At 72.8% G+C, this 16637-nt stretch carries 16 protein-coding genes; 7 read left to right on the top strand and 9 right to left on the bottom strand.

The annotated features are described in order from the left end of the window. Positions 1-133 precede the first annotated feature (133 nt). The 3 genes from trhA to QI554_RS22090 all read left to right on the top strand — a co-directional run bounded on the left by trhA (position 134) and on the right by QI554_RS22090 (position 3233). Positions 134-805 (top strand): PAQR family membrane homeostasis protein TrhA, encoded by a 672-nt coding sequence (gene trhA, locus QI554_RS22100; RefSeq protein WP_281471916.1) that lies wholly within the window; start codon positions 134-136, stop codon positions 803-805. A gap of 179 nt (positions 806-984) precedes the next feature. After that, positions 985-2532, top strand: a complete 1548-nt coding sequence (locus QI554_RS22095) for an MFS transporter (protein WP_281471915.1) — start codon at positions 985-987, stop codon at positions 2530-2532. Between the two features lie 59 nt (positions 2533-2591). Continuing rightward, a complete protein-coding gene (locus QI554_RS22090; protein ID WP_281471914.1) occupies positions 2592-3233 on the top strand; it encodes a TetR family transcriptional regulator in 642 nt (213 codons plus the stop codon). Positions 3234-3256: 23 nt separating this feature from the next. On the opposite strand, the gene QI554_RS22085 is transcribed toward QI554_RS22090, so the two are convergent. The 4 genes from QI554_RS22085 to mca form a co-directional block, all read right to left on the bottom strand. Next, positions 3257-4489, bottom strand: a complete 1233-nt coding sequence (locus QI554_RS22085) for a glycosyltransferase 87 family protein (RefSeq protein WP_281471913.1) — start codon at positions 4487-4489, stop codon at positions 3257-3259. Positions 4490-4651: 162 nt separating this feature from the next. Continuing rightward, positions 4652-6724 carry a thioredoxin domain-containing protein gene (locus QI554_RS22080; RefSeq protein WP_281471912.1) on the bottom strand — a complete coding sequence of 691 codons (2073 nt, stop codon included), beginning with the start codon at positions 6722-6724 and terminating at the stop codon, positions 4652-4654. Between the two features lie 52 nt (positions 6725-6776). Further along, on the bottom strand, positions 6777-7046 hold the full coding sequence (locus QI554_RS22075) for a hypothetical protein (RefSeq protein WP_281471911.1): 270 nt from the start codon (positions 7044-7046) through the stop codon (positions 6777-6779). 137 nt (positions 7047-7183) lie between these two features. Next, positions 7184-8059, bottom strand: coding sequence for a mycothiol conjugate amidase Mca (gene mca / locus QI554_RS22070; RefSeq protein ID WP_281471910.1), 876 nt, complete (start codon positions 8057-8059; stop codon positions 7184-7186). A gap of 140 nt (positions 8060-8199) precedes the next feature. Here mca and QI554_RS22065 point away from each other — a divergent pair, with 140 nt between their 5' ends. Both QI554_RS22065 and greA read left to right on the top strand, forming a co-directional pair. Continuing rightward, on the top strand, positions 8200-8649 hold the full coding sequence (locus QI554_RS22065) for a DUF4307 domain-containing protein (RefSeq protein WP_281471909.1): 450 nt from the start codon (positions 8200-8202) through the stop codon (positions 8647-8649). Between the two features lie 144 nt (positions 8650-8793). Continuing rightward, positions 8794-9291, top strand: coding sequence for a transcription elongation factor GreA (greA, locus tag QI554_RS22060; protein ID WP_281471908.1), 498 nt, complete (start codon positions 8794-8796; stop codon positions 9289-9291). A gap of 100 nt (positions 9292-9391) precedes the next feature. On the opposite strand, the gene QI554_RS22055 is transcribed toward greA, so the two are convergent. The 4 genes from QI554_RS22055 to QI554_RS22040 form a co-directional block, all read right to left on the bottom strand. Beyond that, on the bottom strand, positions 9392-10252 hold the full coding sequence (locus QI554_RS22055) for an ABC transporter permease (protein ID WP_281471907.1): 861 nt from the start codon (positions 10250-10252) through the stop codon (positions 9392-9394). Continuing rightward, complete coding sequence (locus tag QI554_RS22050; protein ID WP_281471906.1) at positions 10252-11304, bottom strand: ATP-binding cassette domain-containing protein; 1053 nt, start codon at positions 11302-11304, stop codon at positions 10252-10254. Before QI554_RS22050 ends, QI554_RS22055 begins: the two co-directional genes overlap by 1 nt. 277 nt (positions 11305-11581) lie before the next feature. After that, positions 11582-12850, bottom strand: coding sequence for a threonine ammonia-lyase (gene ilvA, locus QI554_RS22045; protein ID WP_281471905.1), 1269 nt, complete (start codon positions 12848-12850; stop codon positions 11582-11584). Then, a complete protein-coding gene (locus QI554_RS22040; protein WP_281471904.1) occupies positions 12847-13401 on the bottom strand; it encodes a MarR family winged helix-turn-helix transcriptional regulator in 555 nt (184 codons plus the stop codon). Before QI554_RS22040 ends, ilvA begins: the two co-directional genes overlap by 4 nt. Before the next feature lie 288 nt (positions 13402-13689). Between QI554_RS22040 and QI554_RS22035 the strand changes: the two genes are divergently transcribed. Continuing rightward, positions 13690-14262, top strand: a complete 573-nt coding sequence (locus tag QI554_RS22035) for a hypothetical protein (RefSeq protein ID WP_281471903.1) — start codon at positions 13690-13692, stop codon at positions 14260-14262. 190 nt (positions 14263-14452) lie between these two features. Further along, entirely contained in the window at positions 14453-15346 is an 894-nt protein-coding gene (locus QI554_RS22030; protein WP_281471902.1) for a hypothetical protein, read from the top strand. 43 nt (positions 15347-15389) lie between these two features. Here the strand turns inward: QI554_RS22030 and QI554_RS22025 are convergent, their stop codons facing one another. Then, entirely contained in the window at positions 15390-16556 is a 1167-nt protein-coding gene (locus QI554_RS22025) for a cystathionine gamma-synthase (RefSeq protein ID WP_281471901.1), read from the bottom strand. Between the last annotated feature and the right edge of the window lie 81 nt (positions 16557-16637).

Genomic DNA, 16637 nt, shown 5'->3' with positions numbered 1-16637 from the left:
GGGAAGTTGTCCCCCCAAATCGGACGGACGACCCAAAGAACAGCGTGGGATCGCGGGTAGGCGCTGGATATTCCGTGATGAGTTTCACGTCCTACTTATGAGTAACCTACGTCCCCGTAAGTAGACTTCCCGCATGAGTCTGGACGTACACGCCCTGGCGGGCGGCGGGGCGCTGGTGCGCCAGAAGCCCAAGCTGCGCGGCTGGCTGCACGCCGGGACCTTCCCGGTGGCCGTGGCCGGCGGCATAGTCCTGGTGAGCGTCGCCGACTCCACGAAGGCGCGGCTCGCCTGCGCGGTGTTCGCACTCACCGCCGCGATGCTGTTCGGCACCTCGGGCCTCTACCACCGCGGCAACTGGGGGCCGCGCGGCGAGGCGGTGCTGCGTCGGCTGGACCACGCCAACATCTTCCTCATCATCGCGGGGACCTACACCCCCTTCTCCATCATCCTCTTCGGCGTCCGCTCGCCGCTGCTGTGGGTGGTGTGGGGCGGGGCGCTGGCCGGCATCTGCTTCCGGGTCTTCTGGATCAGTGCGCCGCGGTGGCTCTACACACCGGTCTATGTGGCGCTCGGCTGGGCCGCGGTGTTCTACATCCCCGACTTCCTGCGCGAGGGCGGCGTCGCCGTGCTCGTGCTGATCATCGTGGGCGGGGCGCTGTACAGCATCGGCGCGGTGGTCTACGGGCTGAAGCGGCCCGACCCGTCGCCGCACTGGTTCGGGTTCCACGAGGTGTTCCACGCGTTCACGCTGGCGGCGTTCACCGCCCACTACATCGGCGTCTCGATCGTGGCCTACTCGCACTGACGCGAGGCCGCCGAGCGGCCGCCCGCGAGCACACGGAGGCCCGCCCCCACCCGGGGGCGGGCCTCTTTCGCATGCCCGCGCGCCTTCATGACAGTCGACGCCTCTTGACGCACACCATCTTTTGAGAGTTACTCTCATTTCAGAGTGAGAGTCATAATCGTGTGCTCGGGGAGGCGGACATGGAGAACATCAGGCAGGAGGCGCACCCGCGCCGCTGGTGGGCGCTGGCGGCGCTGGCGCTCAGCGTCTTGGCGCTGGGGCTGGACTCGACGGTCCTGAACGTCGCGCTGCCGACACTGGCCACCGGGCTCGGCGCGGACAACGGCGACCTGCAGTGGATCGTGGACGGGTACATCGTCGTGTTCGCCGCCGCGCTGGTCCCGGCCGGACTGCTCGGGGACCGGTTCGGGCGCAAGCGGATGATCCTGCTGGGCCTCGGGCTGTTCGGCACCGCGTCGCTGCTGGGCGCGTTCGCCGACTCGGTGCCGCAGGTCATCGCGGCCCGCGCGGCGATGGGCGCGGGCGGCGCGCTGGTCATGCCGCTGTCGATGTCGATCCTGCCGAGCGTGTTCCCGGCCGAGGAGCGGTCCAGGGCGATCGGCGTGTGGGCCGCCGCCACCGCGCTCGGCCTGCCGCTCGGACCGATCGTCGGCGGCGCGCTTCTGGAGCACTTCTGGTGGGGCTCGGTGTTCCTGCTGAACCTGCCGCTGGTCGCCATCGCCATCACCGCCGCGGTGCTGTGGATCCCCGAGTCGAAGGACCCCGAGGCCAGGCGTATCGACGTCCCCGTCTCGCTGCTCGGCGCGGCCGGCCTCGCGGTCGTGGTGCTCGGCGGCACCGAGGCGTCCCGGCTGGGCTGGACGGACCCGCGCGTGCTCGGCTACCTCGCGGGCGGCGTGGTGCTGATCGCGGCGGTCGTGATCCGCGAGACCCGGCGGCGCGCGCCGATGATCGACTTCTCGCTGTTCCGCAACCGGAACTTCCTGTGGGGCTCGCTCGCCGCCGTGGTGCCGTCGTTCGTGCTCACCGGCGTGCTCTTCGTGCTGCCGCAGCGGTTCGCGGCGGTCGACGGACACGGCTCGCTCGGCACCGGCCTGCGGCTGCTGCCGCTGATCGGCGGCGTGTTCGCGGCGGCGGTCGTCAGCGCGCCGATGGTCGCCCGGTTCGGCTTCCGCGTCGTCATCCCCACCGGGATGCTGGTGGCCGCCGCGGGCGTGTTCCTCGGCGCGACGGGCTCGGCCGACGACGGCTACGGCTTCACCGCGGCGTGGCTCGCGCTGAGCGGCTTCGGGCTCGGCGTCGCGATGATCCCCGGCATGGACGCGGTGCTCGCCACACTGTCCCCCGAACGGGCCGGCGTCGGCTCCGCGCTGATGCAGACCCTCGAGCAGGTCGCGGGCGCGCTCGGCGTCGCGATGCTCGGCAGCATCCTGGCCGGCGCCTACACCGACCGGCTCGGCGTCGCCGGCCCCGCGAACGACTCGGTGGCGAGCGCCGTCGAGATCGCGCACCGCACCGCCGATCCGGGCCTGCTGGCCTCGGCGCAGGACGCCTTCGTGCACGGCATGGACCTGGTGCTGGTGGCGTGCGGCGCCGCGTCCGTCCTCGCGGCGGTCCTGGTGGGCGCGTTCCTGCCCGGGCGTTCCGCCGCCGCGCCGGCCCCGGCGGACACGACGGACCTGGCGCCGGACGCCGAGTCCGACGACACCGCGCGGGTGCCCGCCTGATGGCGCGCGGTCGGGGGCGGTCCTGGCCCGGTCGCGACGGCTGCACGACAATCGGGGTCATGACCTCGAAGGCCTCCGCCCCCGACACACCGCGCCACCCGATGCTGGACGAGCCGCCGCTCAGCCTCCGGGAGCGCAAGAAGCGGCGGACCCGCGAGGCGATCCGGCGCGAGGCGTACCGGCTGTTCCGCGACCAGGGCTTCGACGAGACGACCGTCGAGGAGATCGCGGAGGCCGCCGAGGTCTCCCCCAGCACGTTCTTCCGCTACTTCCCCACCAAGGAAGACGTCGTGCTCACCGACGAGTACGACCCGCTGATCATCAAGCTCATGCGCGAGGGCCCGGCCGACGCGACCTTCATCGAGATGCTGCGCGGCGCCGTCCTCGGCCCGCTGCGGGTCCTGATGGAGGCCGAGCGCGAGGAGATGGTCATCCGCATGCAGCTGATGGTCAGCGTCCCCAGCCTGCGCAAGCGCAGCCAGCTGCAGCAGACCGAGGGCTGGCGGATGCTCTCCGAGGCGTTCGCCGAGCGCACCGGCAAGGACCCCGCCGATCCGCGCCTGCGGTACGCGGCCGCCGCGATCGGGTCGGCACTCAACGAGGCGATGCTCTCGTGGGCCGAGGACGGCTGCGAGGGCAGCCCGGCCGACCGCATGGAGGAGGCGCTGGACTTCGTGGAGACCGGACTCCGGACGTTCTGACCCGCCTCCGCCCCGGGCGGGCGTCAGGCGGAACCGGCCGGCGCCTTCGACCGGGTCGGCGCGGGCCGGCCCTCGGTCGGCGGGGCCTCGCGGCGCGCGTACGACCAGGCGAGCAGCACGAATCCGGCGCCGAACAGCACGTACCAGCCGGACAGCAGGATCTGCCAGAAGTACATGCGGAGCTCGCGGCCGCCTTCGTGCGGCACCGCCCACACGGCGAACGTCCAGAAGACCAGCGCCGCGGCCAGCAGCCGCCGCGCGTCGACCCACAGCAGCAGCGCGATCGGCACGCACCACACCCAGTGGTGGGTCCACGCGACGGGGGCCGCGAGCAGCCCGGTGACCGCGCAGACCGGCAGCCCCCAGCGGTCGCCGAGGCGGCGGTACGCGAACACCGCGCACGCCAGGCCCGCAACGGCGACCACGGCCACCAGCAGCATCCACGCCTTGTCCGGCTGCCGGTCGTGCGTGAACCGGACGATCCAGCCCTTCACCGTCTGGTTCGCGGCGTTCTCCGGGCGGCCGACGCGCTCGGTGTCGAACAGCAGGTCGGTCCAGAACCGGCGGGTGGCGTCGGGCAGCAGCACCGCGCCCGCCGCGACCGTCGCGGCGAACGTGCCGGCCGCGACGGCGGCCATGCGGAACCTGCGGGTCAGCAGCAGGTAGACGATGAAGATCGCGGGGGTGACCTTGATCCCGGTCGCGATGCCGATCCCGACACCGCGGGTGCGGGCGCTCGCGGGCCGCGTGAAGTCCCACAGGACCAGCGCGAGGAGTGCCAGGTTGATCTGGCCGTAGCGGAAGGTCGTGAACACCGGCTCGGCCCAGATGCCCAGCGCCGTGGCGGTCACCACGACCGTCGCGCGGTTCCGGCCCCCGATCCCCACCAGGCGGCACGACAGCACCACGACGGTCAGCAGCAGCACCAGGTTCAGCGCGATCACCGCGAGCCGCAGCGGCTGGTACGCCGGCACGATCAGCGCCGTGAACAGCAGTCCCGCGAACGGCGGGTACGTGGCGGGCAGGCCGTGCGGCGTCGGCAGCGGCCCGTACAGGTCGACGCCGGCCGCGACCGCGGCGCCTTCCCAGCGGTACACCTGCAGGTCGACCATCGACGGATAGCTCAGCCAGCGCGCCATCAGGTACATCGCGAGGGAGAACGCGAGGAACGCCAGCGAGGCCGGCGCCGGCTCGCCCGGACCACGCGACCGCGTGGTCGCCTGTAACCAGCCGAACGCCTTGCGCGGCAAGGGCATTGCTCCTCGCATCCGCCGAAGTGGCCTCGTGCTACCGCCTGACGATACTGGGTATGCACCCCTGTCGCCCGCGCACGCCACCCCCGCGGCGCCGCGCGGCCAGCTCTTCGGGTGACGGTTTCGCGGCGGCCATCCGGCCGCCGCCCCCGCGCGGCCAACCCGTCATTCCGGGTCGCGGGCGCCCACCTGTGCGGCCAGCTGGGCCGGGTCTCCGGTCGGCGCGCGGCACACGAAGTGCCGGCACACGTACGCGGCCGCCTTGCCGTCCTGCAGCGGCCGGTCGCGCAGCAGCGTCACCACGCCCGGGTCCTTCTCGTCCGCCGGCTCGCCCACCGCGACCACGGCGCCCGGCGCCGTGGCCAGCAGCGCGACGCGGCGCAGCGCACGGGTGTCCGGGTCGTCGAAGTGCCCGACCACGGCGATCTCGCGCGGCCCGTCGAGCCACGCCTCGGCGACGGCCAGCCCCCAGCCGATGAAGCGCGGCGCGGCACCGGCCAGTCCGCGCACCACGCCCAGGCCGCGGCCGGCCGCCTCGCGGTGCGCGTCCGAGCCGGTGTACGCGGCGTACGTGAGCAGTGCCCCCGCCGCGGCGCTCCAGCCGGACGGCGCGGCGTTGTCCGTCGGGTCCTGCGGCCGCCGGAACAGCGCTTCGGCGTCGTCCGCGGTGTCGAAGAACTCGCCGTTCTCCGCCGTGAAGTGGCTCAGGACCACATCGAGCAGTACCCCGGCGAAGGTGAGCCACGCGTCGTCGGAGGTGACCGCGTACAGCGCGAGGAAGCCCTCGGCGACGTCGGCGTAGTCCTCCAGCACGCCCGCGTTGGGCCCCGGACGGCCGTCGCGCGAGGTGCGCACCAGACGGTCGCCCCACGTCTCGTCGTCCTCGGCGCCGCCCGTGCCCAGGTGCACGCTCACCAGCAGGTCGCCGGCAGCGATCGCGGCGTCGACGAGGTCGGGGCGGTCGAACAGCGCGCCGGCCTCGGCCAGCGCGGCGACCGCCAGGCCGTTCCACGCCGCGACCACCTTGTCGTCGCGGGCCGGCGGGGTGCGCTCGGCACGTGCCCGGAACAGCCGTTCGCGGACGCTGTCGTAGCGCGCCGGATCGTCGGGGTCGACCGGCAGCGCCAGCACGGACAGGCCGTGTTCGAACGTGCCCGCGTCGGTGACGTCGAACAGCGAGGCAGCCCACGCCCCGTCGACCGGGCCGAGCACGTCGGTCAGCTGGTCGGGGGTCCAGGCGTAGAACGCGCCCTCGGCGGGGTGGCCTTCGGCGTCGGGGCTGTCGGCGTCCAGCGCGGACGCGAAGCCGCCCTCGGTGGTGCGCAGCTCACGCAGCAGGAAGTCGGCGCTCTCCAGCGCGACGCGGCGCGCGAACGACGACCCGGTGGCGCGCCACAGGTGCGTGTAGACGCGGATGAGCAGCGCGTTGTCGTACAGCATCTTCTCGAAGTGCGGCACGGTCCACGTCGTGTCGACCGAGTAGCGCGCGAAACCGCCGCCGAGCTGGTCGTACATGCCGCCGCGGGCCATCGCGGAACAGGTGTGCTCGACCATGTCGAGCGCGGCCTGCGAGCCGGTGCGGGCGTGGTGGCGCAGCAGGAACTCGAGCACCATCGACGGCGGGAACTTGGGGGCGGCGCCGAAGCCGCCGCGCGTCTCGTCGTACGCGCGGGTCAACTGCACCAGCGCGGTGTGCAGTTCCTCGGGGCCCGGCGGCTCCGCGCCGGACAGTGCCTCGCGCGGCTCGGACAGCGCGTCGACGACCCGGGCGCCCGCGGCGACCACCTCGTCGCGCTGCTCCTTCCAGGCGGTCGCGACGCCTTCGAGGATCTGCCGGAACGAGTGCATGCCGTGCCGCGGCGTGGGCGGGTAGTAGGTGCCGCAGTAGAACGGCTCGCCGTCGGGGGTCGTGAACACCGTCATGGGCCAGCCGCCGTGCTGCGTCATGGCGGTGGTGGCCTCCATGTACACGGCGTCGACGTCGGGCCGCTCCTCGCGGTCCACCTTGACCGGCACGAAGTGCGCGTTCAGGTAGGCGGCGAGCTCGGCGTCCTCGAACGACTCGTGCGCCATGACATGGCACCAGTGGCACGCCGCGTATCCGACGCTCAGCAGCACCGGGACGTCGCGGCGCCGTGCCTCGGCGAACGCCTCCTCGCCCCACGGCCACCAGTCGACCGGGTTGTCCGCGTGCTGGAGCAGGTAGGGCGACGTCGATCCGGCAAGGCGGTTGCTCATGGGCCCATCCTCGCAGCCGCGCGGCCGCGCAGGGGCCCGCCGCCCCGGGGGGCTACTTGGCGCCGTTGTCCTGGTGCTCGCGGTCGCCGTCGGCGTCCGCCGCGGTGTCGGCGCCTTCGGGACGCCCGTCGGCCGCGTCGTCGGAGGAGGGCGCGGCCGGCGTCTCCGGGCGCTCCTCGAAGTTGACCCGCTTCATCTGCTTGTTCATCGACTTGAGCAGCAGCCATGTCGCCACCGCCAGGACCGCGACGACGCAGAAGCCGAGCAGGCCGGGCGAGACCCGGTCGTCCTCGACCGCGAGCTGCAGGGCGAGCGGGGTCATGGGTGGTCCTCCAAGTCGACGAAGCGCGGCGCACGACGACGGCCGCCCCTCAAGGGTCGCATCCGCTTGTTCGGATGTGAAAACAGGGGCGGCCGTCGGGTCGCTCGGCCGAGCGAGGCGCCGCGCGGCGCCCCGGGTCAGGCCGTGGCGGCGGCCCGGATGCCCGCGAAGAGGTCGTCCTCGGGCAGGTCGGTGTCGACCAGCGAGCGCACCAGCTCGTAGTCCTCGGTCGGCCACACCTCCTGCTGGACCTCCAGCGGCACGCGGAACCAGAAGCCGTCGGGGTCGACCTGCGTCGCGTGCGCGATGAGCGCCGCGTCACGGACCGGGAAGTAGTCCGAGCACGGCACGCGCGTGGTGATCTCGCGCTCCTTGCGCTCGCCCCAGCGCTCCAGCCACTCGCCGTACGGCGAGTCCAGGCCCCGCTCGACCATGGCCTCGTGCAGCGCGATCACGCGCGCCTTGGAGATGCCCTGGTTGTAGTACAGCTTCAGCGGCTGCCACGGCGCGCCGGCCTCGCGGTACGCGTCCGGGTCGCCGGCCGCGTCGAACGCCGCGACGGAGATCTTGTGAGTCTGGATGTGGTCGGGGTGCGGGTAGCCGCCGTTCTCGTCGTACGTGGTCACCACGTGCGGACGGAACTCGCGGATCAGGCGCACCAGCGGCTCCGCCGCCTTCTCCACCGGCTGCAGCGCGAAGCACCCTTCGGGCAGCGGCGGCAGCGGGTCGCCCTCGGGCAGACCGGAGTCGACGAAGCCCAGCCACGCCTGGTCGACGCCGAGGATCTCGCGCGCCGCGTCCATCTCCTTGCGGCGCACCTCGTCGATGTTGGCCTCGATCTCCGGGTCGCCCTGGAGCTTGGGATTGAGCACCGACCCGCGTTCCCCGCCGGTACAGGTGACGACGAGCACCTCGGCGCCGTCGCGTACGTACCGCGCCATGGTGGCCGCGCCCTTGCTCGACTCGTCGTCGGGGTGCGCGTGCACCGCCATCAGCCTCAGCCGCTCACTCACGGGAAAAGTCGCTCCTCCTAGTAACGCCCCCGGGCTTTGCGGAGGCGGCCCCCTGGTGCTTCGGAGACCCGTCATATAGTGGCCGAAGCAGCGGGCCCCGGCGAAACCGCCGACCCGCCCACCGACCCGGGAGTGACCCAGTGAGCCAGCCCCGTGGCGCGGACACCAACGCCGCCCGCGACCGGTACGGCCGCCGCGTCCCCCGCCCCGACGGAGCCGGCGGGAACGCCGCCTCCAAGGGCACCTCCAACGACAGGGGCCTGCGGATCGCTTTCGTGGTCTTCCTGGTGCTGCTGGTCTCCGGGACGGTGTGGATCGGCCTCGACAAGGCGAACCCCGACGTGCGGGCGAGTATTCCGACCTTCAAGGTCACCTCGGACCACTCGGTCGAGGCGCGGATCGAGGTCGTGAAGGACAAGGACAAGTCCGCCGTCTGTGTACTTCGTTCGCGCTCCTCGGACGGCTCCGAGGTGGGCCGCAAGGAGGTCCGGATCCCGGCCTCGGACGCGCGGACCGTCGTCGTCACCGAGGTCCTGCAGACGACCGCCCGCCCCAACACCGCGGAACTGGACGGCTGCCGCATCAGCTGAGCATGACTGCCCGCCCGCCTGGGAAATTGTTAGTCTCGGGGTTTCGTCCCTTCATCGCCGGTAGCTGTGCAGGACCCGGCCGGTGAGGGGGCGCTTGATTTATTCGGGGCGAAGAACACGTTCCATGACCGACGAGGAGCATCCGTGACCCAGACCAGCGACTCCGTCACCTGGCTCACCCAGGAGGCGTACGACCGGCTCACCGCCGAGCTGGAGCACCTGTCGGGTCCCGGCCGTACCGAGCTGGCCGCCAAGATCGAGGAGGCTCGCCAGGAAGGCGACCTCAAGGAGAACGCCGGCTACCACGCGGCCAAGGAGGAGCAGGGGAAGCAGGAGCTTCGCATCCGCCAGCTCCGCCAGATCCTGGACAGCGCGAAGGTCGGCGAGGCGCCCGCGGACACCGGTGTGGTCGGCCAGGGCATGGTCGTCACCGTCGCGTTCGAAGGTGACAAGGACGACACCATGACGTTCCTTCTCGGCTCGCGCGAGGACGCGGCCGACGACATGGACGTCTACTCGGCCGCCTCGCCGCTCGGCACCGCCATCAGGGGCAAGAAGGTCGGCGACAGCGCGTCCTACGAGCTGCCCAACGGGCGCAGCATGAACGTCGAGATCATCGAGGTCAAGCCGTACGCCGGCTGACCGCGACCGACACGGCGAAGGGCCCCGGCGGACATCCCGCCGGGGCCCTCGCGTCGTCCGCGGTCGGTGGAACCCGTGCCCGCGCCCTCGCGGGCCCGGGTCACGCGGTGGTCGACCGGTACTTGCGCACCGCGAGGGTGCGGAAGACGACGATGATCAGCAGCGACCAGAACAGCGACGCCCACACCGGGTGCTGCATCGGCCACGCGTCCGACTGCGACACGCCCGGGTTGCCGAACAGCACGCGCCCGGCCTGGACCGTTGCGCTGAACGGGTTCCAGTCGGCGATGGTCTGGAGCCAGCCGGGCATGCCCGCGGTCGGCACGAAGGCGTTCGACACGAAGGTCACCGGGAAGAGCCAGATCAGGCCCGCGGAGGTGGCCGCCTCGGGGCTGCGCACGGACAGGCCGATCAGCGCGCCGATCCACGTGAACGCGTAGCCGAGCAGCAGCATCAGGCCGAACGCGCCGAGCGCCTTGGGCAGGCCCTCGTGGATGCGCCAGCCGACCAGCAGGGCGACGGCGACCAGCACCACCATCGTGAGCGCGGTCTGCACGAGGTCGGCGATGGTGCGGCCGGTCAGCACCGCACCGCGGGCCATCGGCAGCGACCGGAACCGGTCGATGAGGCCCTTGGTCATGTCCTCCGCGATGCCGGCGCTGGAGCCCGCGGTCGCGAAGGTCACCGTCTGGGTGAAGATGCCCGCCATCAGGAACTCGCGGAACGCCTTCGGGTCGCTCGAGCCGTCGACGTTGATCGAGCCGCCGAACACGTACGAGAACAGCAGCACGAACATGACCGGCTGGATCAGGCCGAAGACCACGATCTCCGGGATCCGCATCATCCGGATGAGGTTGCGCTTGGCGATGACGAGCGAGTCGTGGACCGACTGCGCGACACCGCCGCGGGTCTTGGGCGCCAGCGTCTTGGGGACGACGGTCGTGGTGTCGGTGGCGGTCATCAGGCCGCGTCCTTTCCGCTGTCGCCGGCCGCCGGGACCGCGGCGGCGGTCTTCCCGCCGCTTCCGCTCTTCCCGCCGCTTGCGTGGGTGTCCTGCTCGTCCTCGTCGGCGTCCTCGGCGTGGTGGCCGGTGAGCGAGATGAACACGTCGTCGAGGGTCGGGCGGCGCAGCCCGATGTCGTCGATCTCGATGCCGCGCGCGTCCAGGTCCCGGATGACCTCGGCGAGCAGCTTCGCGCCGCCCTGCACCGGGATCGTCAGCCGCCGGGTGTGCTTGTCGACCGCGACGCCGTCGCGGCTGTAGCCGCGCAGCACCTCGCTCGCGGTGCCGATCAGGTCGCGGTCCTGCACGACCACCTCGACGCGCTCGCCGCCGACCTGCGCCTTGAGCTGGTCGGCGGTGCCGCGCGCGATGACCTTGCCGTGGTCGACCACCACGATGTCGTGCGCGAGGTGGTCCGCCTCCTCCAGGTACTGCGTGGTCAGCAGCAGCGTGGTGCCGTCCTCGACGAGCTTCTGGATGACCTCCCACAGCGCGAGCCGGTTGCGCGGGTCGAGGCCCGTGGTCGGCTCGTCCATGAACATCACGGGCGGCCGGACGACCAGCGCGGCGGCCAGGTCGAGGCGGCGGCGCATACCGCCGGAGTACGTCTTGGCCGGGCGGTCGGCGGCGTCCGACAGGTTGAACCACTCCAGCAGCTCCAGCGCGCGGGCCTTCGAGTCGCGCGCGGACATCTGGTACAGCTCGCCGACCATCTGGAGGTTCTCGCGGCCGGTCAGGTACTCGTCGACCGCGGCGAACTGGCCCGACAGCCCGATCGAGCGTCTGACCTGGTTCGGGTGCTTGAGCACGTCGATCCCGGCGACGACCGCGCGGCCCGCGTCGGGCCGGAGCAGGGTGGTCAGCACGCGGACGGTGGTGGTCTTGCCGGCACCGTTCGGCCCGAGCAGGCCGAGCACGGTGCCGGTCGGGACGGACAGGTCGACACCGTCGAGCGCGCGTACGTCGCCGAAGGTCTTCACCAGGCCTTCGGCGATGATCGCTTCTTGCATGTCGGTGGATCACTCCTCTGACGGGGGAGGCGTCGCGGTCGGCCGTACCGGGGCACCGCCTTGATCAGCTCCACTGTGCCGTCGACGGCGGACCGCGCGTGCGGGTACCGGGTGGCACAAGGGGGCAAGCGCGAAGCGCTTTCGAATATGGGTGGTGGGGGGAGACGGGTGGGCGTGACTGATCCACCCGGTGTCCACCCGGTACCCCTCCGAGCCAACCAGACGCGGCCGACATCCGCGCCCCAATATCCGCCGGGGCACCCGCGGTCACACCCGGTCAGCCCTCGATCACCGGGTAGCCGGCCTCCGCGATGTGCGCGACCACCGCGCGGCAGTGCTCGGGGCCCTTGGTCTCCAGCTGCAGCTCGACCTCGACCTCGCCCAGCTGGAGCTTCGCGCCGGTGCGGACGTGGGTCACGTTGCCGACGTTGGCGTCGGTGTCGGCGAGCGTCGCCAGCAGCGTCGCGAGCGCGCCCGGGCGGTCCGGGATGCGCACGCGCAGCAGCATGTAGCGGCCGGCCGCCGCCATGCCGTGCCGCAGGACGCGCAGCATCAGCAGCGGGTCGACGTTGCCGCCCGACAGCACCGCGACCACCGGCGCCTCGATCGGCGCGTAGGCCGTGGCCCCTGCGGTGCCCCCCGCTTCCAGGAGGGCGGCGACGGACGCCGCGCCGGCCGGCTCGACCACCAGCTTGGCGCGTTCCATGCACAGCAACAGGGCCTGCGAGAGCGACTCTTCGCCGACCGTACGGACGTCGTCGACCAGCTCGCTGATCAGCGAGAACGGCACCTCGCCGGGGCGGCCCACCGCGATGCCGTCCGCCATCGTGCTGACCGACGGCAGCGTGACGGGGTGCCCGGCGGCGAGCGAGGGCGGGTACGCGGCGGCGGAGGCCGCCTGCACGCCGATGACCTTCACGTCCGGCCGCAGCGCCTTGACCGCGACCGCGACACCGGCGAGCAGCCCGCCGCCGCCGGTCCCGACCAGGATGGTGCGCACCTCGGGGCACTGCTCGAGGATCTCCAGGCCGACGGTGCCCTGGCCGGCGACGACGTCGGGGTGGTCGAAGGGGTGGATGAAGACCGCGCCGGTGGCCTCCGCGTAGGCCTTGGCGGCGGTCAGGCAGTGCTCGACCGTGGTGCCTTCCAGGAGCACCTCGGCGCCGTAGCCGCGGGTGGCGGCGATCTTCGGCAGCGGGGCTCCGGCGGGCATGAAGACGGTCGACCGCACGCCGAGCAGCTGCGCCGCGAGTGCGACGCCCTGCGCGTGGTTGCCGGCGCTGGCCGCGACGACGCCGCGGGCGCGTTCCTCCTCGGACAGGCCTGAGATGCGGACGAACGCACCGCGGATCTTGAAGGATCCGGTGCGCTGAAGGTTCTCGCACTTGAGGTAGACCGGGCCGCCGATGCGGTCGGTCAACGCGCGACAGCCTTCCAGGGGCGTGCTGCGGGCGACTCCGTCGAGCAGTTTGTGCGCGACGCGGATGTCGTCGAGGGTCACCGGCGCGGTCGCCTCGTGGGCGTGCGCGGGGGCAGGCGTGCTCATGCCCCCAGTCTGTCACCGGCGGTTCCGCCGTCCTCCGGCTCGTCCTTCGACTCGTCCTTCGGCGCGGCGAACTGCCGGGCCGCCTGACGGCGCACCATCTCCTGGTTGAAGCGGGTCAGCAGCTCGGTGAACCGCTCGCGGTCCTCGGCGCTCCACTCCGCGCACATTTCGGCCATGAGCTGGATCCGGGCGCGGCGCACCTGGTGCAGCCGGTCCAGGCCGATCTCGGACAGCCGCAGCAGCACCGCGCGGCCGTCGTCGGGGTTCGGCACCCGGTCCACGTACCCCTGGTCGACCAGCGGTGTGACCTGGCGGGTCACCGTGGACGAGTCGATGGACATCGCCTGCGCGAGCGCCTTCACACCCATCGGGCCCTCGGCCTCGAGCCGGCCCAGGAGCAGGTACGCCGCCCGGTCCATCGTGTAGCGCAGTTCGCCGGCCGCGCCCAGCCGGGTCTGCTCGGCACGGCGCGCGAACAGGGCGACCTCGTGCTGCAGTCGGTCGTACAGCACGGTGTCGGGCGCTTCGTCGTGCGCTTCATCGGGTGTCATGGCCAGCTCGCTCGTCGTCACGGTTGTGGTGGCACGAAGGATAGGGCCACGGCCGCCGTGTCGTAACGGATGTTGCGCGGACGTGCCGACGGGTATGTCGGTATCCGCGGCGGGGCGGGCCGCGGGCGGGGACGGACGCAACGGGATCACATGGGCGCGCAAGGTGACGGGAAATCACCGGGAAACCGGCGCAGATGGCGGTCTACTCGTGATATTCCGGTCAAGGGGATCCTTTCGCGCTCCCGGTGGAACAAGTGCACACCACAAGGCACATCGTCGGGAGGTGTCGTGAACCGCCGCGATCAACGTGAGTTCGACGCCTTCGTCCACGCGGCGGGCGAACGGCTGCTGCACACCGCGGACCTGCTGACCGGCGACCCCGCGCGGGCCGAACGCCGGGTCCGGCGCGCGCTGATGCACACCTGGCTGCAGTGGCGGCACGCCGTCGAGCGCGACCCCACGCGGATCGCCTACCGGGCGCTGCTCACCGGGTACCTGGACACGTGGCGGCCGCTGCCGTGGCGGCCGCAGCCCATCACCTGGGCGGTGGTGTGGACGGCGGAGGACGGCGTCGCGGCTGAGGACGGCGTCGCGGCTGAGGACGCCGAGCCGGCGGAGGTCGCCGCGAACGCGCTGGACGCGGAGGCGCGCAGCGTGCGGTTCGCCGTCCTGTCCGCGCTCGACCGGCTGACCCGGCTGGAGCGCGCCGCGGTGGTGCTGCGGGCGTACGCGCGCTTCGACGCGTTCGACACGGCCGAACTGCTGCGCGTGCCGGTCGAGGACGCGCACCAGGCGTACGAGGCGGCGCTGCCGATCCTGATGACGCGCGGCCGCCGCACCCGCGGGCGGCAGTCGGCATAGCCGGCGCGGGGGTGGGCATCGGCCTGACAGGGAACGGGTCTTCGCGGCGGGGCGTCTCGCACGGCACACGACCGCACGTGGCATGACGGCACACGACCGCACCTGGCATGACGGCACACGCAAGGCACGCGCACCGCACGGTCCGGTGTCCGTCCGGGCCGTGTCCCGACGGCGTCCCCGAGGAGACGCGATGAGCATCGCAGCCGATCCGGCCCCGGGCGGGCCCGGGGCGGGTGGCGCCGGTCCCGATCCGGCGGAGCCGGCCGGGGCCGGTTCCTCGGACGCGCCCGCGCGCGGACCGGCGCCCGGCACCGCGCCGACCCGCGCGGCCGGGAAGGCGCCCACGGCGGATCCCGTCGCGTCCGTGGCGATGACGTACCTGCACCACACGCCCGGCGCGGGCGGCCTCGACCCGGTGCTCGGCCCGCGCACCCGGCTCGGCGATCCGCCGGACTACCCGGCGCGCGCACTGCCGGCGGGGGCCGCGCAACGGGCGCGGCGTGCCGCGGCGCGGGTCCGCGTCCTGCGGGCGGCGGGAGCGCTGCTGGCGTGCGCGGCGCTGGCCACGGCGCTGGTCGTCGGAGTGTCCGCGAACCACCGCCACGCGGCCCCGGGTCCCGGGCCCACGGTGACGCGTGGCCCGAACCCGCCGCCCAACCCGACGCGTCCGGAGCCCCCGAAGGGTCTCGTCGGACTCGGCAGCAGCGCGTGGGTGGACCGGCAGGGCTGGTGCGTCGGCGACGTCACCGCGCCGGGCGGTGTCGGCATCATCGACTCGTGCCGGTTCATGCCGCCGACCGGGCAGTTCGACATCGCCGTGCTCAACCCCGGCCGGGGCGCGCCGGAGGGGTACCAGCTCGTCGTGGTGGTCGTGCTCGGCCGGTTCGCCGAGAACGACCACGTGTTCGGCCACATCTCGGACGACGGCGTCGGCAACGACCTGGCCCTGGTGCGCATCACGGGCGTGCCCAACATCGCGTTCCTGTGGGCGTTCACGACCGGCGGGCCCGTCATCGCCGAGGTGACCGGCGCCGACGGCACCCGCTACGCGCAGTGCGCCGACTGCGGCGCGCCCAGCCGCTGAGACCGGGCGCGCCGCGTACGTCGTGGTGCTGGGCCGTACCGGGTCAGCCGAGCGCGCGCTCGAGGTCGGCCAGCAGGTCGTCGGCCGTCTCGATGCCGACCGACAGGCGCACGAGGTCGGCGGGCACCTCGAGCGGCGAACCGGCGGCGGACGCGTGCGTCATGCGCCCGGGGTGCTCGATCAGCGACTCGACGCCGCCGAGCGACTCGCCGAGCGTGAACAACTCGGCGCGGTTGCACACCTCGACGGCGCGCTCCTCGCCCCCGGTGACCCGGAACGACACCATGCCGCCGAACGCCTTCATCTGCTTCACGGCGACGTCGTGCCCCGGGTGGCCCTTCAGGCCCGGGTACAGCACCTCGGCCACCGCCGAGTGCCCGCTGAGGAGTTCGACGATCCGCTCGGCGTTGGAGCAGTGCCGGTCCATGCGCACGCCGAGCGTGCGGATGCCGCGCAGCGTCAGCCACGCGTCGAAGGGGCCGGCGACCGCGCCCATCGCGTTCTGGTGGTACGCGAGGCGCTCGCCCAGCTCGGCGTCCGCCGCGACCAGCGCGCCGCCGACGACGTCCGAGTGGCCGCCCATGTACTTCGTCGTCGAGTGCACGACGACGTCGGCGCCGAGGGTCAACGGCTGCTGCAGGTACGGGGACGCGAAGGTGTTGTCGACGACCAGCAGCGCGCCGGCCTCCATAGCGACGTCGGCGAGCTCGGCGATGTCGGCGACGCCGAGCAGCGGGTTGCTGGGCGTCTCGCACCAGATGACCTTGGTCCGGCCGGGGCGGATCGCGGCGCGCACGGCCGCGACGTCGCCGGACGGGGCCGGGGTCCACTCCAGGCCCCAGCGGTCCAGGACCTTCGCGAACAGGCGGAACGTGCCGCCGTACGCGTCGTTCGGGATGACCACGTGGTCGCCCGGCTTGCACACCGTGCGCAGCAGGCAGTCCTCGGCGGCCAGGCCGGACGCGAACGCAAGTCCCCGCGCGCCCGCTTCCAGGGCCGCCACGCACTCCTCGAGCGCGGTGCGGGTGGGGTTCGCCGAACGGCTGTACTCGTAGCCGCCGCGCAGGCCGCCCACGCCGTCCTGCTTGTACGTGGAGACCTGGTAGATGGGGGGCACCACCGCGCCGGTAAGCGGGTCGGGCTCCTGACCGGCGTGGATGGCCAGCGTCTCGAAGCCGTGCGGGTTGTCGTCGGAGTTCGTGTCGCTCATGGCCGCAACGCTAGCGGCTGGCGGGGGTGGTGCCGGGCACGCCGGGCGACGTCCTCCCGGACGGGGGAAGGCGCGCGGCGG

The organism is Yinghuangia seranimata, from assembly GCF_029953285.1.
Lineage (GTDB): Bacteria > Actinomycetota > Actinomycetes > Streptomycetales > Streptomycetaceae > Yinghuangia > Yinghuangia seranimata.
The sequence above is the reverse complement of the archived record's forward strand: the minus strand, read 5'-3'. Positions and strand labels throughout refer to the sequence as shown.